We start from the raw sequence: 18,976 nt of genomic DNA, 5'->3' as shown, positions 1-18,976 counted from the left end.
ATGAATAAAGTACAAAGGCCATCCTGTGGATGACCTTTGTACTAATGAAATCTCTATATAATTACTTTTAACTATATGTAATTATAAAAAAGAGATACCTCATCTTAATATCGAATTATAAATTTTAACAAATAATAAATGTTAAAAGATTTGTATAATAAACTAGGGGAATTAATTGTTTATATTTATTGATTACCTAAAAAATCAATGATTTATTATGCTTTAATAAACCCTTTGTAGACTACAATCCACGTGTCTCCCGTTGATGCATAACTATGTCTGGTAAGGTAACCAGAATATATCATCCCATCTCGGATTTCTGAATGATAGTATCTAGCTGGAGGTAGTGCATGCTCACGTTTGCTAAAATACGCTTCTACTGTAACATACGTTTCTACTGCAACATAGGATGGACCTGGCGTTGTAGATTCTTGTTTGGTTGTTCCTTTAATGGGACTCCCTTTGATTTCTGCTGCTAGTGTATCTGTAGGCGCAAAGCATAAAAAAGAAAATGTTAAAGCAAAGAACATCTTTATTAGGTTGTTTTTTTGAAAAATATTTGTATTCATGTAATTTCTCCTCTCAAATATGTCCCCTAGTTATTAACGTAATGTAATTTTATTAATTAAAATGCTCGTTATATATCACCTCCTTTAATTACATTATTAGAAAAATATTAGTAGCTATTAATAGGGTGAAATTATTTATGATATGTTTTTATGAATAGTTTGTATCCTGCGAATAAAAGGGTATAGCCTAAGGCGAATGTCAACATTACCGCAGTTGAAAGATTAATAGAAGGACTAAAAACTAAAGCCTCCGTTTCGTTAGTTAGAATATTTTAAATATTCACTCAAGCGAAAGGATTGTAAGGAAATAAGGAACTTTTCATTGTTATAAAAGTTATAATACCTACAAAATACGCTGTAATACTTAGGCTTTTTAGTGAAAGTGATGAAGTATAGTAAAAAGAATATAGAAAGAATGTTAGTATGGCAGTTAGTAATAATACTTGTCCAAAGTAAGTTTCAAAGGGATAAAGTGAAATTTCAGAGCTGGATATCGTCCACGACGGAATAATTCAAGAAATATAAGCTATTAATGAAAAAATAGAAATTAGTACTGCAATCCATGTTGTTTGTTCTTGAAGATTTTTTGAACTCGAATTGGAAGAGTTATTTCATGTTACACACCCCGCTTTTGATTCATATATATGACACATAGTAAGAGAAATAGTGCACTTCCGATTAATATCACTGCACCTAATGGATAATATTCATTATTATCTAAAATAACGTGATCTATTTGTTGATAGGAAAGGGGAGATAGAAACGGATTAAAGCTAATTTTTGATAAAATGAAACCACTGCTCAAAATAAAAGTGAGAATTAAATATGTAACAAGATTGTTTCTTATCCAAAATCCAATGGGCACTAATAAGGAAATAGCTCCAGTGGAATAACATAGACTGTAAGTGAAAGCTGTTTTTAAGTAAGTACCTGAACTAATAATAGTTTCTGTTTTGTGAAAAATGGATAATTTAAAATATTACCGGTAGTATATAAAACAGTGAAAATATTAGTAAAATCCATAGGAGGCTAACAACAAGTAAACTGAAAAATTTTATTAAGATATAGTGACTACGAGAAATAGGTAAAGTATAGGCTAACTTAATTGTATGGTCTTTAAATTCTTTCGTAATGACTGTACCTAGTAAGAGTAGTAAAATAAGAAATCCTGGGGCATTAAGTAGTAGTGAAATTATTTTTTTCATAAATAGAGATGGTTGAATGGAAAGGTCAAGGTCTTCTTTTGGCAAAGCTTGTTGTAATAAGTTTTCATTAAGGTGAATAGTTTTTTCATCTCTACATAATTGTCCCTCCCTACATATTTTGCAACTTCATTCATGCGTTCTTTTGAAATTTTTTTGCACATCACAAATGAATGTAAGATGGTCGTAGCCATTTAAGTAGTCATAGAGTACAGAAGTAGCTTGTAAAAAAGAAACGTCTTTAAACACAGAAACATATTTGTTAGTTATTTCTATCGATTCGATATTCCTGGATGTAGTGGGCAAAAAGTTAGTAAAGTAGTTTTACCAACACCTTTAGGACCTACTAAAGCTTAAATTCCTGGGGGGTTGATTGTGAGGTTAATTCCATCTAATATTTTCTTGTGTTTGAAAATTTTCGGTAAAATTATTGATAGATAGAATTGTCAACCATAACCACACTATGTTTTGTATATTTTTGAAAAAATGTAATTATTAACCTTTATTATAACTGAAAATTCAGTTAAGTAAAGTAGGGAATTTAATTTTAGTTTATATAATAAATATTTCATCTATTAATACATAACGTTTTGTGGTGGGTAAGTATAATAGAAAGTTAGTATTTGGAGGTTAAAAAAGTAGAGTTCTGAATGTTTCTATATAAGGTATATGCGAATCAACGAACATTTAATTTAACGGTTATAGCACTCAATATGGTTTGGAAATAAATTTAATATGAGAAAAAATTAGAAATAGAGAGAGAAAGAAAGGAAAAGAGTAATTATTGGCGAAAATTTACAGTGTACTGATTGAATTTATGCCGCGTTAACGGGCAGTAAAACTCCTACTTCAAAATTCAGTTGGAGCGAAGAAATTAGGCAGGAGTCGGGCTGTCCGTAAATGCCCGATTGGTTCAACTAATAATCAGTGGGGGATGATCAAAACCCCACTGATTAAAGTTTCAATTAATAAGGAGTTATGCAAAATGAATTTAGAAAAAGCAAAACCAGTAAATGAAGAGGTCGCTGAATTAAAGGAACTAATTAAAGAATTACACGGAAGTGTACATCAACTGCAAAGTGAAGTACAGCAACTAAGGCACGAAAGACCAGTTGTTGAAGTACGAAAGGGTGTTCAACTATCACCAGCAATCGTTGGACAAATTGGTGGTATGATATTAGGTGGGTTAGCAATTATCGGTATATTTTGGTGATGAAAAAGGTTTGCAGCATAGTGCTGCAAACCTTTTGTATTTGACGATATAATTTCACGCACTACAACTTTTACATTAAATAACGCAAATATATATAAGCGTGTGATAATAGTAATGCAATGATTGTTAACGGTAACCCAATTTTTAAGAAGTCCATATAGGAGAAAGCATGTCCTTCACGTTTTGCAATACCAGCAACGACTACGTTGGCAGATGCTCCGATTAATGTTCCGTTTCCTCCTAAGCAAGCTCCAAGTGATAACGCCCACCATAGTACTTCGATTTGCGGGGAGTCGACAGATAGTCCGAGTCCTGTAGCTAAGTCTTGAATAAGTGGGATCATCGTTGCGACAAATGGGATATTGTCAATTGTTGCAGACGCGATGCCTGATACCCATAAGATAAGTATCGCAGCGAAACCGATATCGCCATTTGTTACGTCGAGTACTTCTTTTGCAAGTGAAGAAATAAGCCCGATATCAATTAACCCGCCAACGAGAACGAATAGTCCGGCGAAGAAGAAAATGGTTACCCATTCAACGTGGGCAAATACATCTTCAATATCATGTTCTTTTACTCCAATTAGCATAAGAAGTGTAGCGCCTGTCATAGCGATAACGGCAGCGTCTACATGAATAACAGAATGAAGTACAAAGCCTAAAATAGTTAGTCCTAAAATTGAAATGGATTTTAAAAGGAGGCTTTGATCTTTAATATAATCTTTTTCGTTCAATGCCATTAATATTTTAATTTGCTCAGGTGTTGTTTTTAGTTTGTTACGATACATAAAGTAAATAATACCAAGTGTAACGATAGAAATAATAATTACAATTGGAGCTAAGTTTAGTAAAAAGGCATTAAAATCTAAATGCTTATTTGCTGATCCGATCATAATGTTCGGTGGGTCACCGATTAGTGTTGCTGTTCCGCCTATATTTGAAAATAGTACTTCTGAAATCAAATAAGGGACAGGGTTTACTTTTAAAATACGTGTAATGGATAGTGTAACAGGAACGATTAATAAGACGGTCGTTACGTTGTCCAAAAATGCTGATCCGACAGCAGTTAGTAGGGATAGCAATAATAAAATGCGGATTGGTTTTCCACCAGCTGCTTTTGCCGCTTTAATGGCCACAAATTCAAATACGCCTGATTGACTCGTAATATGTACGAGAATCATCATCCCAATTAAAAGGGTGATTGTTTCCCATTGAATATGTGATGTGAAAGCGGTATGTAAATCTACAACTCCAAAAATAATCATAATAGCAGCGCCGAATAATGCAATTACAGCACGATTCAATTTCTCAGAAATAATAAATCCGTACGTGACTAAAAATACGGCAATTGCAAAATAATATTGCCAATTTGCTACTTCATGTGCTGATTGTTCCAATCATGTCACCTTCTTTAAAGTATGTATTCAATTGTCAAAACGTATCTCGCTGTATAAATACGGGATAAAATATATTGTAGCAAATTCAAAAAAGAAAGAAAACTATTTAACAAAGTGAAGGAAAAGACGATGATTTTACATATGATATAAAAAAATAAAGAAACACAGTGCAAATTATTAGGAAAAGTGGGCGCTGTCCTCTAATATAGAGATAGCAATTTACATTATTTTTGCGTAAAATGGTTTAAAGAGGTGAATTCCGATGGAAATAGTAAAAGATAGTTCTCTTATTCAAAATGAAATTGAACGTTTTGTAAATAAAGATGTATATATTCATTTAGAAACAACGAACGGAGCGTATGCGTCACACTTTAACGAAAAGATGATGACAGTTGGTGCATTCATTCGAAATGCAATTATTCGCTTTGAACGCGGAAAGATTACTGGAACGAATCCATACCGAGTTGGTCTGAAAATGGATCATGGCTGGGTATATGCAGAAGGTATTACGCACTGGGAAGTAGACGATAAAGAGCGTTTATTACTTGCAGGGCATGATAATCAAGGTCGCTTAGCAGTTGCACTTGAGTTAAGCTTAACGCCATTTAAGTAAGAAGGAGGGAAACTTATGGAGAGACATGTACTTGTTGTATTTCCGCATCCAGATGATGAAGCATTTGCTGCGGGAGGAACAATTCGCTTATTAACAGATCAAGGAGTACCTGTAACGTATGCGTGTGGTACTTTAGGACAAATGGGACGTAACATGGGGAAAAACGTATTCGCTAACCGTGAAACGATTCCAAATATCCGTGAAAAAGAATTAAAAGATGCATGTGAAGCGATGGGAATTCAAGATTTAAGAATGCTTGGTTTCCATGATAAAACGTTAGAATTTGAAGATGTTGATTTCGTTGCAGATAAAATTGAAGCAATCATTCAAGAAGTAAATCCATCTCGAATTATTACATTTTATCCAGAGCACGGCGTACATCCAGATCATGATGCATTTGGCCGCGCTGTCGTTCGCGCTGTATCACGTATGTCAAAAGAAGAACGTCCAGTTATTCATGCAGTTGCGATTACAAGAAATCGCGAAGCTGTATTAGGTGAACCGGATGTTGTAAATAATATTAGTGAAGTATTCGAGCATAAACTAGCCGCGCTAGGTGCGCATCGTTCCCAAACAGAAGCGATGTTAGAAGAAACACATGCAAAAATTAAAAACAAAGATGCAGCAACATTAAAATGGCTGCAACTTGAACAATTTTGGACTTATAAATGGGAGTAGGCTAGAAGGGAACCTTCTAGTAGCTCTTACATAGAAAAAGCATCGTCATTTGTGACGGTGCTTTTTTAGTGAACAGTTATCACGTTATCTCGTACTCCATTCTTTTACGAATTCATCATGATATGCTTCGCTCCAATGGTATGGCTGCAACTCTTTTAACGGTTTGAAAATGATATCTTGTTTAGAATTTGTAATGGCGCATAGTACTTCTGGTCCCCAATAAAATAAACGTTCTTGGCATACACCACAAGGTGATAATATTTTTAATTCAGAATGCTCATTTTCTCTTGCAAGACAAATCGAATGTGTAACTTTCTTATGAAATTTATGTGCTTCTAAAATAGCACCTGTTTCCATACAAAGTTCTGTTGAAGCATTTATTACGTCTGGGGCAACACTTGTATAAATGGATCCATCTTCTACACGAATTGCTGCAGCTCCGCCCCAACCATGTGGGTATCTTTGGTCAATTAAAGTTTTCACTGCATCATATAATTGTTGTTCAATGCTCAATTGTATTTCCTCATTTCTATGTAATTTTCGGTTTAATGACTGTTATTTTTTAGTAATACCGTTAAAAAAGAATAGACACTCAATTTCAAACTATGAATGTAAGAATTACTTTTCATCTGCATACTTTTCCTCTAAGGCAATTAATAGAGGAATTGATATAGTTACAAGAATGATTAAAGTGGTTATAAAAGATTTAGAAAGAGAAAAAGAACCTTCGATTAAAGGTGATAAAAACTTGAATGAAAGTATACTTGTTATTAAGGAAACTACTAAAAAGCTAAAAAGAGACACATTTTTATTTTTGATAGATGTTTCTATAAAATCTTTAAGACAGCTTATGACGACAAATATAGTTAATATAATAAGAGAAATAAAATAATGTGTTACATTTGTCATACTAATAGTAGAATCGTCTATTATGTAAGCAAGTAACTTAGATACTAACATACCTCCAAATAATAAAATAATAAAAGCAAGTAATCCTTCCGATGTATAAGTGCTGAAATTATCTTTCTTGTTAAAGAGTTTATAATTCAGAGTAGATTGGCTTATTTGAATTAGGAACAGGGTAATAATCCACACATAATATACAATTGGTAATTCTCCTGAGAATAGAGCAATCAGGAAATTTATTACTGTCTTTAAAATTTCAATCATTACGAAAGGCCTCCTGTTTGTAAGCTTTACGACATTAAAATATGCTAGTCCGTCGTTTAATAATTTGAACTATCAATTCAAACTATTCCTAATTATTCCATAAAAAGGTGGCGGCATCAAGTTATCTTTTTTAACAAATACTCTAAGGCCAAACACTAGAAAAAGAAATGCAATATGTAATATAATTGAAAAAGTATATATTAAAATCAATGTTAATATTACCCTCCTATAAGTATTAACATACGTAATTGAGGTGTTTTCTTTGTTGTTTTATGATCGAATTTCTATAATGGCCCCTCCTGTTCCGTAGCTTAGGAAAGTCTTTTTATTTCTGAGATTTTCAAAGTTATAGGAGGGTATGAAAAATGAAAAAAGTCTCAGTACCATCAATTTTGTTAATGATTATTCTTGTGGCATTTCCGCAAATTAGTGAAACGATTTACACACCGTCTTTACCTGACATTTCAAAGGCGTTACATGTAAGTAATAATGAGGTACAGTTAACGCTTAGTGTGTATTTTGCTGGATTTGCTTTAGGTGTATTTTTTATTGGATGGTTATCGGATATAATTGGTCGTCGCCCGGCAATGTTACTTGGAATTGTTGTATATGGCTTAGGGAGTTTCTTATGCTTTATTGCAAATTCCATTGAAGTTTTATTGCTAAGTCGTTTTATTCAAGCGTTTGGAGCAAGTGCTGGCTCTGTTGTTACACAAACGATGCTTCGTGAAAGTGTAGAAGGGCATAAGAGGCATGTTATGTTTGCTCAAATCTCGGCAGTCATTGCTTTTACACCAGCGATAGGACCATTAATTGGTGGCTTTCTTGATCAAATGTTTGGATTTAAAATCGTATTTTTGAGTTTAGTAGTTATGAGTGTCGGGATTTTTCTGTATACGTTTGTTTCTCTTCGGGAAACAAAAACGGACTCAGTAACGAATAAAATAAATGTGTTTTCTGTTTTAAAACGGTTGGTTACAAATCCGAAAGTAGTAACATATGGGCTATTAATTGGAGGCGCGAATGGTGTTTTATTTAGCTATTATGCAGAAGCGCCGTTTATCTTTATTGAATACTTTCAGTTATCGCCTAGTATGTATGGATTGTTAGGAATTGTTGTTGCTTCCGCTTCTATTATTGGAGCGAAAGTTTCGAAACGATTGCTTGCCACGTATAAACCAGAGAAGATTATATATATCGGTTGTCTTGTAATGACAGGAGGAGCTATCCTTTTATCTGTTATTACGTTTGTTGGATCAAATCCGAATGTAATATATATGATAGAATTTTTAACAGCGATGTTTATATTGCTATTAGGAATTGGGATAGCGTTACCTAACTGTTTAAGTTTAGCATTAGTAGATTTTCAAGATGTCATTGGTACAGCCGGAGCATTGTTTAGCTTAGGATACTATGTAATTGTAACAATGACAATTTGGGGAATGAGCCAGCTGCATACGGGCTCGTTACTGGTGATGCCACTTTATTTTCTGGTTATAGTAGTTATCATGATGGTGTTTACTAAAGTGTTTATTTTAGGTAAACAAACTTCAAAAATGATTTAAATATGAAATGGTAAAAGGGTCTCATTAAAAATGAGACCCTTTTATATATTATCCCGCTGTTTTGAGGTAGTAAGGTTCCTGCCTCAAAATTGGGCTGGACTAAAGAAATTAGTGGTTTATTAATATATTAAATTTCTGGTTGGTATATGAATCGGACGTGTGGGAAATTACGTTATCAACTATAAAGATTGAAGTGCATGGGATGTGAAACAGAGGAAGAAATACTCTCCTCGGTTATTTATATTGTAATAATATTCATACCGGAATCATATTGAACAGATGTATTTTATTGTTAATTTAGTTAAAAATTAATCAGACTTATGTATAATAATTTATTGAAAAAATAATTGAATTTTTCAGATTAATGAATTAATATAAGGTAAGTAATTTTAAGATTTATAGAATATTGGAAGATGAAAGGTTTTGAGAATTTTGTAAGAGGCAAAAAACGATTTTAGGATAGCTTTAAAGTTAGTCTGAAATGACGTTTGCTTCATCATTTTCAGGGCCGAAAGGAATTAGGGGAAAGCATCTTGTTTTAAAATGCGGCTATGAATCATCTAAGAGGGGGAAGTGAAGTGGCAAACAAAGAATTGAAAAGAGGCTTAGAAGCACGTCATATTCAAATGATTGCTTTAGGCGGAACGATTGGTGTTGGCTTGTTTATGGGGTCAGCCAGCACAATTAAATGGACAGGTCCGTCAGTAATGCTTGCTTATGCAATTGCAGGTATTTTTATCTTCTTCATTATGCGTGCGATGGGCGAAATGTTGTATATGGAGCCGAGTACAGGTTCATTTGCGACGTTCGGTCATAAGTATATTCATCCGTTAGCTGGTTATATGACAGCGTGGAGTAACTGGTTCCAGTGGGTTATCGTTGGGATGTCAGAGATTATCGCGGTTGGAGCATATATGAAATATTGGTTCCCTGACTTACCAGCGTGGATACCAGGTGTAATCGCAATGGTTATTCTTGGCGCAGCTAACTTAATTTCTGTTAAGTCATTTGGAGAATTTGAATTTTGGTTTGCGATGATTAAGATTGTTACGATTCTATTAATGATTATTGCTGGATTTGGACTTATTTTCTTTGGAATTGGTAACGGCGGAGAAGCGATTGGCATATCTAATCTTTGGTCAAATGGCGGTTTCTTTACAGGTGGTTTTTCAGGGTTCTTCTTTGCATTATCACTTGTAGTTGGTGCATACCAAGGTGTGGAATTAATCGGTATTACTGCTGGTGAAGCGAAGGATCCCAAGAAGACACTTACAAAAGCGATTCAAAGTACAATTTGGCGTATTTTAATTTTCTATATTGGTGCTATTTTCGTTATTGTAACTGTGTATCCGTGGGATCAATTAAGTACAATTGGTAGCCCGTTCGTAGCAACTTTTGCGAAGGTTGGTATTACGGCAGCAGCTGGACTTATTAACTTCGTTGTTATTACAGCGGCGATGTCTGGTTGTAATAGTGGTATTTATAGTGCGGGTCGTATGCTTTACACGTTAGGTGTAAATGGACAAGCACCGAAATATTTCACGAAACTTTCTGGAAATGGTGTACCTTTATTCGGTACAGTTGGCGTACTTATCGGTTTAGCGGTTGGTGTTGTATTAAGTTATATTGCTCCGAAAAACTTATTCGTATATGTATATAGTGCGAGCGTACTTCCTGGTATGGTACCATGGTTCGTCATTTTAATTAGTCAAATTAATTTTAGAAAAGAAAAAGGGGCAGAGATGAAAGATCATCCGTTCAAAATGCCATTTGCTCCTGTTACAAACTATTTAACAATTGCCTTTTTAATTATGGTATTAATCGGAATGTGGTTTAACGATGATACGCGTATTTCACTAGTTGTAGGTATTGTTTTCTTAGCTATCGTAACAATTAGTTTCTATGCTTTCGGAATAGGGAAACGACCTCCGTTAGATGTTCCAAATGATCAAGAGATTTCAAGTAAATAAAGATAGTAAAAAGTCCGATTTCTCATTTGGAAATCGGACTTTTTGTTATTAAAACTTTTCTAAAACGATTTTCCCAATTGTACTTCCGCTTTCAAGTAGTGCATGTGCTTTCTTTATGTTTTCAGCGTTAATTGGTGTGAATGTTTCATTTAGAGTAGTCTTTAAAATGCCTTCATCTAATAATTCACTTACTTTATTTAATAGTTCGTGCTGCGTAATCATATCACCAGTTTCATACATCGCTTTTGTAAACATAAACTCCCAAACGAATGTAGCGCTTTTACTTTTTAAAATCCCCATCTCAAGAGGATGTTCATTTTCTACGATAGAGCAAATTTTCCCTTGTGGTTTAATAAGCTCACATATTGCTTGCCAATGTTGATCTGCATTGTTTAAGCAGAAAATATAATCTACGTCTTTTAGCCCAAACTCTAATATTTGATCTTGTAAAGGTTGGTGATGGTTAATAATATAATCAGCACCGAATTTTTCAACCCAGTGTATCGTTTCAGTGCGGGATGCAGTTGTAATTACATTCAGTCCAGCCCATTTCGCTAGTTGAATTGCAATCGAGCCAACACCACCAGCACCGCCAATAATTAAAATGTTTTTAAATGTATTTGTATCCTTCTTATTATAATCAATGCCTAAACGTTCAAATAAACCTTCCCATGCTGTAATAGCTGTTAAAGGAAGTGCTGCAGATTCAGCATCACTTAACGTTTTTGGTTTCTTGCCAACGATTCTTTCGTCAACTAGGTGGTATTCACTATATGTACCTTGTCTCGTAATGCTCCCAGCGTAAAACACTTCGTCGCCTTCTTTAAACAACGTACAACTTTCGCCCGTTTGTACGACAACACCACTAGCATCCCAACCAAGTATTTTCGCTACATCTTCTTTTTTATCTTTCGGAGAGCGAACTTTTGTATCAACTGGATTAACGGAAATAGCGTTAATTTTAACGAGTATATCTCTTCCTGTAGCAACAGGTCTTTCAACTTCAATATCAATTAAACTGTTTTCTTCTTCAATAGGTAAGTATTCATGTAAACCAATTGCTTTCATGTGTATTCCCTCCATTAAAATAAGAGTCATTTACTCTTTTATTATAGATGGTGAAATGCCATTATGTAAAAAAGTACACCCTTTTTATTTATGCTGGTATGAAAGTGTGGAAGGAGTTTGTTTCTAAAAAGCAGAATTTTTTACTGTGTTACTTTATCTCAAATTAAATGTAAAGGTGGATACATAATGACAGTAAAGAAGCTTTATTTCATCCCAGCAGGTCGTTGTATGTTAGATCATTCTTCTGTTAATAGTACGCTCACACAGGGAAAGTTATTGAACTTACCTGTATGGTGTTATCTTTTGGAGACAGAAGAGGGGCCTATTTTAGTAGATACAGGTATGCCAGAAAGTGCGGTTAATAATGAAGGGCTTTTTAACGGTACATTTGTTGAAGGGCAGATTTTACCGAAAATGACTGAAGAAGATAGAATCATAGCTATTTTAAAACGTGCAGGGTATAAGCCAGATGATCTGCTATATATTATTAGTTCACATTTGCATTTTGATCATGCAGGAGGAAATGGTGCTTTTTCGAATACGCCAATCATTATACAGCGTGCTGAATATGAGGCGGCACAGTATAGAGAGGAATATTTGAAAGAGTGTATACTGCCGAATTTAAACTACAAAATTATTGAAGGTGATTATGAAGTGGTACCTGGTGTTCAGTTATTGTATACACCAGGACATTCTCCAGGGCATCAGTCATTATTAATTGAGACGGAAAAATCCGGTCCTGTATTATTAACGATTGATGCATCTTATACGAAAGAGAATTTTGAAGATGAGGTGCCGTTTGCTGGATTTGATCCAGAATTAGCTTTATCTTCAATTAAACGTTTAAAAGAAGTTGTGATAAAAGAGAAGCCGTTTGTTTTCTTTGGGCATGATATAGAGCAGGAAAAAGGATGTAAAGTGTTCCCAGAATATATATAGTGCAAAAAGTCATGAGCTCACTTGCTCATGACTTTTTCGTTTAGATAATTTTTTTAAATAAGTTATAAACTTTTTTTGAACTATCTTCATTTAATTGATAGTACGTAAGGTTTACATCATCAGGAGCATCTTGCTGAGCAATCATTACTTCGTTATTGTGATGGTCAACTACCCATATGAAATATTTTTTATAAGTTCCATCCTCGAAAGTGATCCACATATCACAATCTATTAAATCTGATCCTTCTTCATCTAATGTTAATTTTCCTTTTTTGGCTGTATCCATACTGTTAATGAGTGTTTTTAATTCATCGGTTTTTGTGAGAAAGATATCCTTTTTTGTTTTAATTGACTCGACATGTATATCTTTTATTTCCTGTTTTCCTAAAAAGACAGGGGGCTTATTTGGGTCTCTTTGAGTGGAAATGATAGTAGCTTTTTTCTTTGGTTTATTTGCTGTATAGAAATCTTGAATAGATTTTCCAGAGTTGAAAAACCATACGATTCCAAAAATAATTAGTGCGCTACCGAGCAGTAAAATGATTTTCTTAATAGAATATTCTCCTCTCTATCACTTCGTATGAAGAGCTTTTCTATTAATATATGATAGGGGAGCGCAAAGTATTATAGTTGAACGTGGTTATGCTTCACGGTTTTTATCGGGCGATCTATGAGTAAATTGTAAGTGAGACCAATTAGTACGAAAATGCCACCGACAATTTTGCCCATTGAGAGTTCGTGTGACAAGATGAAATCAATGATAGTCCCCGCAAATAATTGTCCGATAAAGATGAGTAACGTTAAATAAAATGCTGATATTTTAGGAGTAATGTAGTTCGATAACGAGATGACGATAACGCCTACTAATCCGCCTAAGTAAACAGCGATAGGAATAGACTGCAACGTATGAACAGGAATGTACATTGAATCAGAGCTGAAAATTAAAAATAACATAGAGAAAAATAGTCCAGTAATATAATTAAAAAACGTGCCTTCCCAATTTCCAATTTTCGCTGCTAAATTCGCGTTAATAATTCTAGCAACAACGATAGAAACACCAGCTAAAATAGCGATCGTAATATATAACATTTTTCTGCCTCCATTAATAAATTGTCATGATTATAATTCCGGAAGAGATGAAACATAATCCAATTAGTTTTTTCTTTTCAAACTTTGCAACTTTCATTCCTAATAAGCCGAAATGATCAATAACGATGGAAGCAATGGATTGACCGAATAAACTTAATGCGATCGTAATAGAGGCACCAAGGACGGAGAAACTTATATTGTTAAAAAGAACAGTGAATACTCCAATCGCTCCAGCGCTATATAGAAAAAGTGGAATACCTTTATCGAAACGAATTTTATTTTTGTTTATGATTAAAATGAAGATAACTGCAATTAAACCGACAAGGTGAATGACAACGCTCGCTGTGTACTTGCCAATTAACTCAGATAAAATCCCATTCAATGGCAGCATAACGGCGATGAGCACACCAATAAAGACAGAAAGAAAGTTATACAATGTAATATCCCCTTTAATTTTCATATTTGTAATGATTGTATCATGCTGAAATTGTGTATTACTATGACATATGTCATTATGTATTTAACGATTTAAAGAAGATATCCCTATGTATTTAGGTGTTACGAAAACAAAAAAAGAATCTTCGTTTTATAAACGAAGATTCTTCTAATTTCTATTGAAGTTTCATATCAGTCATTAATAATTGTACTTTCCCTTTTTCTGTTTCACTTTCAAAAAGGAACCCTTTCTCTTTTTCTATAGAAGTTGAGTGATAATAAACATGTAATTGTTTAACGCCGCTTACATCTACAGTAACGTCTTTCATTGGTGAATCACTTGTAACTTGTTCATGTAGTAATGGAGTTCCTGTTGGATTCCCCTCTCCTTCTGAATTAAAGTCATCACCGTAAATAAAGACTTCGTAGTTTCCGCCTTGTCCTTTGAATTTCTCTCCTGCACCTAATTTAAACTTTAACGTTTTAAATTCCTTGCCTAATGTATATTCATAAGTAGCTCGTTCAGAAGTATCTCCTATGCCGTGATTCCAGAACGTTCTATCTGATTGGATTCCATTATAATATTTTTCTCCATTCACAGCAGTAAATCCATCTAAGCCTAAATCATCAAGATAACTTTCATTATCTATGATTGGTAAATCGTCTAAATTAATTGGCCCAGAATACTTCTTGCCTTTTGCTGCATCAAAACTAAATAGGATGCCATCAAAATCAAAGTTAAAAATAGAACTTTTGTCTTTTGCAAACGGAATTTTTGATTCTAATGTCATAGTGAAGTCAACCGGTATACCTGCAAAAAGTTCAGACTGTTTCATTGAAATAGAAGGAGTACCGTATTTATGAATAAAAGGTCTCGTATAGTGGAGCTTACCATCATCAAAGGTCATGTCCTTTTTGCTTTCAATTTTACCACTAATTTTTAATTCTTCTGATTTTGTTGAATCAACATAAATTTTATCGATTGTCAGTTTAAAATCATCATTTTCTCCCTTGATGTTTAACTTATCAGCAGAATTATTAGTAATCATTTTCAAAGCAGGAATTTTTATTGTTCCCGTAGCCTCTTTGAAAGTTAAACTTTTCACATCGACTGGATTATCATTATTTTCATTTTTCTTAAAGCTGTAGTCCATTCTCATTAATTTCGTTCCGTCTACTTTACTCAGTGATTCATATACTACAATAATTGAATCTTTCACGAATCGATATCCTGAAAAGTCAGCCTTGCTCAATTCTTCGGATTTTCCAGAATCTGTTACGAATTTTAATTTAATATCAGGAAGTGTTGCATTTTTTAGTTCTCCATCTAATTGGATTGCCGCCACAATAGTTCCTTCTGGAGTAATTGTTTCACCAATAAGCGTTGCCTTTCCTTTGTTGTTTTCAAATAAAACTTCATTTCTCTTGTTTACAGAAGCTTCTTCTACGATGTTCAGTTCTTTTTCAGCTTCTTTTTTAGAATTTCCAGTTTTAGAGACTTCTACTTGTTCCTCCGAATTTTTTACCTTTTCTTCCTTACTAACTGTTTCTTCTTTAGCACACCCAGCCCCAAGTGCTAAAGACAAACTCATAACAGCAATCCCAATCTTTTTCATAATTTATTTCTCCTTTTTTTTGGATACACAGTTCTGTCTTTCCTATACAGGAAAACAATTCCTAACACATAGTATTATAGAATTATGGATTTGACAAGACCCGCCTTAAATTCTACTTTTTCGTTCTTTTAAAGTAAAAGAAGAAAATTTTGATTACAATGGGGAAGAGTGGTAAAGGAGGGGGATTATGAAAAAGGTATGTAATTCTAGTAAGTTAGCAGAGTATATGAAACAAAATAAAATTGATTCATTTTTTAGTAAAGATATGAAGCCTTATATGGAGCTATTATTTTTTAGAAAGAATGAATTTATATGTAGAGAAGATGAGGATATAGATTATTTGTATTTTTTTGTTGAAGGAAAAGCGAAAGCGTTTAATACATTAAGTAACGGGAAATCTGTATTATTATGCTTTTATGATAGTTTGCAGCTGTTAGGGGATGTGGAGTTAATTCATTCTCAAAAGACGGCTTCAAACGTACAAGTGATGGCAGATTCATATTGTGTTGCTTTACCTTTAGGAAAAGTGAGAAATCAACTATTTCATGATGCGAAATTTTTACGATGTATTTGCGGATCATTAGCACATAAATTAAATCGACTTTCAAAAAATAGTACAATTAATTTATTATATCCACTTGAGAATAGACTTGCGAGTTATATGTTAGCAGCAGGGGAACGAGCGGTGCAGCACGGAAATAGAATTGTATTTAGCGGGAATTTAACGGAAACAGCTGAATTGTTAGGAACGAGTTATCGGCACCTATTACGTACATTAAATATTTTTTGTGATAAAGAGATTATAAAGAAGAACAATGGTTGCTTTGAAGTAGTGAATGTGGATGTTTTGAGGGAATTGGCGGCAGATGTTTATAAATAGGAGGAGAGTTTAAATGATTACACCTATATTTAGAATTTTTGATGTTGAAAAAGCAAAGCGATTTTACATAGATTTTTTAGGATTTAAAATGGATTGGGAACATCGGTATGAGGAGCATATGCCATTATATATGCAAATTTCGTTACACGATGCTGTAATACATTTATCAGAACATCATGGGGATGCTTCGCCAGGCGGTGCGATTCGGGTCAAAATAGGTAATGTAGAGGATTATCATTCTATATTATTGAATAAAGAATATGCTTATTCAAAACCTGATATAGAGAGCACGCCGTGGGATACAATGGAATTAACTGTGATTGATCCGTTTTTGAATAGAATTATATTTTATGAGGAGAGGGTTTAGAAATTAAGATATCCTAAATAATTTATCAAAGTAGGTGCTATAATGAATAGGAAAATAGCAATCATTTCAGATATTCATGGAAATAGTCACGCATTAAAAGCAGTATTAGAAGATATTGAATGTCGCAAGGTCGAAATGATAATAAATTTAGGGGATAGTGTGTATGGGCCATTAGATCCTTTAAGGACAATTGAAATATTAATGAATACTGAGATGATACATATTAAGGGCAATTGTGATCGCATGCTTTGGGAACCTATACAAGAGCAGTCTGCTACACTAACTTTTGTCCGAAATCAATTAACAGAAAATCATATAGATTGGTTAAAACAACATCCTTCACAATGTATTGTAGACGATATTTTATTTTGTCATGGTACGCCAACTTCAGATGAGGTGTATTTACTAGAAGAGATGGACGAGAATGGTGCAGTATTAAAGAGTGAAAAAAATATAATGGATCAACTCCAAAATATAGAACAAAAAATAATAGTATGCGGTCATACGCATATTCCTAGAGTTGTTTATTTGGCAAACGGTAAGATAGTTATAAATCCAGGGAGTGTAGGACTTTCTGCATACAAAGATGAATTACCTGTTGTACATAAAATGGAGTCGGGAACCCCGCATGCAAAATATGTAGTGATAGAAGAGGTTTTTGGAGAATGGATAATTGAACAAATTTCAGTTCCTTATAATTGGGAAGAAGCTGCTGGGTTAGCTATTCAACAGGAAAGGCATGACTGGGCACAAGCACTAAAGACTGGGAAAGTAGAATGAAGGGGAGTATACCCCTTTTTATTTTGAGTAAATATTGAATGATGTAAAAATAAAATGTTATGATTATAAAAACGCATGAATATATGAACAAATATTCATGCGTTTAATGGAAGGAGGGATTAGAGTGAAAGACCTAATTATTATCGGAGCTGGTCAAGCTGGATTAACACTGGGATATTACTTGAAGCAAGAAGGATATAATTTTTTATTATTTGAGGCAGGACACCAAATTGGGGATTCATGGAGAAACAGATATGATTCTTTACAGCTCTTCACACCGAGGGAATATAGTAGTTTACCAGGTATGATAGTAAAAGGAGAAGGAAAGGGATTTCCATGTAAAGATGAAATGGCAACATATTTAGAAGAATATGCAAGGCGCTTTAAATTACCCGTCCAATTGCAAACCGAAGTTTTAAAAATAAAGAAAGAAAAAGATATATTCGAATTACATACTCCTACAGAAATTTTACAATCAAAAAAGGTTGTTATCGCAACAGGTGGTTTTCAGCAACCATACATCCCCTCATTTTCACAACATCTTTCATCGCATGTTTTTCAAATACATTCATCTCAATATAAATCACCATCACAAATTCCTAAAGGAAAAGTACTAGTAGTAGGTGGCGGGAATTCCGGAATGCAAATTGCAGTAGAACTTGCAAAAACTCATGAAGTTACAATGTCTATCAGTCATCCTTTAACATTTTTACCGTTACATCTTTTTAGAAAAAGCATTTTTAGTTGGTTAGAAAAATTGGGTTTATTGTACGCTGAATTAAATACAAAGAGGGGAAAGTGGTTTAAGAAGAGAAAGGATCCTATTTTGGGTTTTGAAGGTAAAGAACTTATTCGTAGTGGAGCAATTAAACTAGAGGAAAAAGTGGTTAGTGCATCAGAAAATAATATTATGTTTGAAAATGGTGGCACGTATAGTGCAGAAAGCATTATATGGTCAACTGGTTTTATTCAAAACTATAAATGGATCGAAATAGAAAAGGCAGTGAATGAGAATGGATTTCCTAATCATGTAAGAGGAATAAGTCCAGTAAAAGGATTATATTATATCGGTTTACCGTGGCAATCTCAAAGAGGCTCTGCACTTATTTGTGGTGTAGGAAAGGATGCAGCGTATTTATTTTCTGAAATCAAAAAAATAGATCAGTAGTAACAGCAACTACTGATCATCCATATGTACATGAATTAGGAGAGGTCAAACATTTATTAACTTTATTATAATAGATTTTCACAAGAATAAAAACTGAAAATTCTAATTTTATGTTGAGAAAGTTTTTTGTATCGAAATATATAAAAGAATAGGGGGCTTTTAGTAAAAAGAAATATGATATTTATATTTTAACAAATTATGATATAGTTTATTAAGAATAGATTACATAAAATGGTATTTTGTTACATAGAGATCGTG

Annotated in this window: 20 protein-coding genes; 10 read left to right on the top strand and 10 right to left on the bottom strand. The window is 33.6% G+C overall.

Annotation, left to right across the window (positions count from 1 at the left end; all coding sequences use genetic code 11):
• Nucleotides 1-215: 215 nt before the first annotated feature.
• Both FS742_RS17725 and FS742_RS28055 read right to left on the bottom strand, forming a co-directional pair.
• Nucleotides 216-569, bottom strand: a complete 354-nt coding sequence (locus tag FS742_RS17725) for a hypothetical protein (RefSeq protein WP_144614043.1) — start codon at nucleotides 567-569, stop codon at nucleotides 216-218.
• Nucleotides 570-1,540: 971 nt separating this feature from the next.
• A complete protein-coding gene (locus FS742_RS28055; RefSeq protein WP_260869679.1) occupies nucleotides 1,541-1,774 on the bottom strand; it encodes an ABC transporter permease in 234 nt (77 codons plus the stop codon).
• A 982-nt stretch (nucleotides 1,775-2,756) separates the two neighbouring features.
• Here FS742_RS28055 and FS742_RS17710 point away from each other — a divergent pair.
• Nucleotides 2,757-2,984, top strand: coding sequence for a coiled-coil domain-containing protein (locus FS742_RS17710; protein ID WP_001047302.1), 228 nt, complete (start codon nucleotides 2,757-2,759; stop codon nucleotides 2,982-2,984).
• A gap of 70 nt (nucleotides 2,985-3,054) precedes the next feature.
• Here the strand turns inward: FS742_RS17710 and FS742_RS17705 are convergent, their stop codons facing one another.
• Complete coding sequence (locus FS742_RS17705) at nucleotides 3,055-4,380, bottom strand: ArsB/NhaD family transporter (protein ID WP_144614042.1); 1,326 nt, start codon at nucleotides 4,378-4,380, stop codon at nucleotides 3,055-3,057.
• 262 nt (nucleotides 4,381-4,642) lie between these two features.
• Here FS742_RS17705 and FS742_RS17700 point away from each other — a divergent pair, with 262 nt between their 5' ends.
• Both FS742_RS17700 and bshB2 read left to right on the top strand, forming a co-directional pair.
• Nucleotides 4,643-4,993, top strand: a complete 351-nt coding sequence (locus FS742_RS17700; protein ID WP_000407039.1) for a YojF family protein — start codon at nucleotides 4,643-4,645, stop codon at nucleotides 4,991-4,993.
• Between the two features lie 15 nt (nucleotides 4,994-5,008).
• Nucleotides 5,009-5,671: a bacillithiol biosynthesis deacetylase BshB2 gene (gene bshB2 / locus FS742_RS17695; RefSeq protein WP_046957847.1), complete on the top strand. Its 663-nt coding sequence runs from the start codon at nucleotides 5,009-5,011 to the stop codon at nucleotides 5,669-5,671.
• A gap of 84 nt (nucleotides 5,672-5,755) precedes the next feature.
• On the opposite strand, the gene FS742_RS17690 is transcribed toward bshB2, so the two are convergent.
• The gene (locus FS742_RS17690; protein ID WP_144614040.1) at nucleotides 5,756-6,184 is read right to left on the bottom strand and encodes a cytidine deaminase; all 429 of its coding nucleotides are present in this window, start codon (nucleotides 6,182-6,184) and stop codon (nucleotides 5,756-5,758) included.
• Between the two features lie 105 nt (nucleotides 6,185-6,289).
• Nucleotides 6,290-6,841 (bottom strand): DUF5823 family protein, encoded by a 552-nt coding sequence (locus FS742_RS17685; RefSeq protein WP_087958864.1) that lies wholly within the window; start codon nucleotides 6,839-6,841, stop codon nucleotides 6,290-6,292.
• A gap of 365 nt (nucleotides 6,842-7,206) precedes the next feature.
• On the opposite strand from FS742_RS17685, the gene FS742_RS17680 reads away from it, so the two are divergent.
• Nucleotides 7,207-8,406 carry a multidrug effflux MFS transporter gene (locus FS742_RS17680; RefSeq protein ID WP_144614038.1) on the top strand — a complete coding sequence of 400 codons (1,200 nt, stop codon included), beginning with the start codon at nucleotides 7,207-7,209 and terminating at the stop codon, nucleotides 8,404-8,406.
• Between the two features lie 578 nt (nucleotides 8,407-8,984).
• A complete protein-coding gene (locus FS742_RS17675) occupies nucleotides 8,985-10,376 on the top strand; it encodes an amino acid permease (RefSeq protein WP_144614037.1) in 1,392 nt (463 codons plus the stop codon).
• Between the two features lie 48 nt (nucleotides 10,377-10,424).
• On the opposite strand, the gene FS742_RS17670 is transcribed toward FS742_RS17675, so the two are convergent.
• The gene (locus tag FS742_RS17670) at nucleotides 10,425-11,444 is read right to left on the bottom strand and encodes a zinc-binding alcohol dehydrogenase family protein (protein WP_144614035.1); all 1,020 of its coding nucleotides are present in this window, start codon (nucleotides 11,442-11,444) and stop codon (nucleotides 10,425-10,427) included.
• Nucleotides 11,445-11,630: 186 nt separating this feature from the next.
• On the opposite strand from FS742_RS17670, the gene aiiA reads away from it, so the two are divergent.
• Nucleotides 11,631-12,383: a quorum-quenching N-acyl homoserine lactonase AiiA gene (aiiA, locus tag FS742_RS17665; RefSeq protein ID WP_144614033.1), complete on the top strand. Its 753-nt coding sequence runs from the start codon at nucleotides 11,631-11,633 to the stop codon at nucleotides 12,381-12,383.
• Nucleotides 12,384-12,423: 40 nt separating this feature from the next.
• Here the strand turns inward: aiiA and FS742_RS17660 are convergent, their stop codons facing one another.
• The 4 genes from FS742_RS17660 to FS742_RS17645 all read right to left on the bottom strand — a co-directional run bounded on the left by FS742_RS17660 (nucleotide 12,424) and on the right by FS742_RS17645 (nucleotide 15,523).
• A complete protein-coding gene (locus FS742_RS17660) occupies nucleotides 12,424-12,918 on the bottom strand; it encodes a hypothetical protein (RefSeq protein WP_144614032.1) in 495 nt (164 codons plus the stop codon).
• An 89-nt stretch (nucleotides 12,919-13,007) separates the two neighbouring features.
• Nucleotides 13,008-13,472, bottom strand: coding sequence for a DMT family transporter (locus FS742_RS17655; RefSeq protein WP_144614030.1), 465 nt, complete (start codon nucleotides 13,470-13,472; stop codon nucleotides 13,008-13,010).
• 13 nt (nucleotides 13,473-13,485) lie between these two features.
• Nucleotides 13,486-13,932, bottom strand: coding sequence for a DMT family transporter (locus FS742_RS17650; RefSeq protein WP_144614028.1), 447 nt, complete (start codon nucleotides 13,930-13,932; stop codon nucleotides 13,486-13,488).
• Nucleotides 13,933-14,083: 151 nt separating this feature from the next.
• Complete coding sequence (locus tag FS742_RS17645; protein WP_144614027.1) at nucleotides 14,084-15,523, bottom strand: NPCBM/NEW2 domain-containing protein; 1,440 nt, start codon at nucleotides 15,521-15,523, stop codon at nucleotides 14,084-14,086.
• Between the two features lie 187 nt (nucleotides 15,524-15,710).
• Here FS742_RS17645 and yeiL point away from each other — a divergent pair, with 187 nt between their 5' ends.
• The 4 genes from yeiL to FS742_RS17625 all read left to right on the top strand — a co-directional run bounded on the left by yeiL (nucleotide 15,711) and on the right by FS742_RS17625 (nucleotide 18,718).
• Nucleotides 15,711-16,403, top strand: coding sequence for a transcriptional regulator YeiL (gene yeiL, locus FS742_RS17640; protein ID WP_144614025.1), 693 nt, complete (start codon nucleotides 15,711-15,713; stop codon nucleotides 16,401-16,403).
• A gap of 13 nt (nucleotides 16,404-16,416) precedes the next feature.
• On the top strand, nucleotides 16,417-16,770 hold the full coding sequence (locus FS742_RS17635) for a glyoxalase superfamily protein (RefSeq protein WP_144614023.1): 354 nt from the start codon (nucleotides 16,417-16,419) through the stop codon (nucleotides 16,768-16,770).
• A 42-nt stretch (nucleotides 16,771-16,812) separates the two neighbouring features.
• Entirely contained in the window at nucleotides 16,813-17,550 is a 738-nt protein-coding gene (locus FS742_RS17630; RefSeq protein ID WP_144614021.1) for a metallophosphoesterase family protein, read from the top strand.
• A 124-nt stretch (nucleotides 17,551-17,674) separates the two neighbouring features.
• Nucleotides 17,675-18,718, top strand: coding sequence for a flavin-containing monooxygenase (locus FS742_RS17625; RefSeq protein WP_144614020.1), 1,044 nt, complete (start codon nucleotides 17,675-17,677; stop codon nucleotides 18,716-18,718).
• Nucleotides 18,719-18,976 lie beyond the last annotated feature (258 nt).

This window comes from Bacillus cereus (assembly GCF_007678085.1).
Lineage (GTDB): Bacteria > Bacillota > Bacilli > Bacillales > Bacillaceae_G > Bacillus_A > Bacillus_A cereus_BE.
Note: the sequence above shows the minus strand (reverse complement) of the source record. Positions and strands in the feature narration are given on the sequence as shown.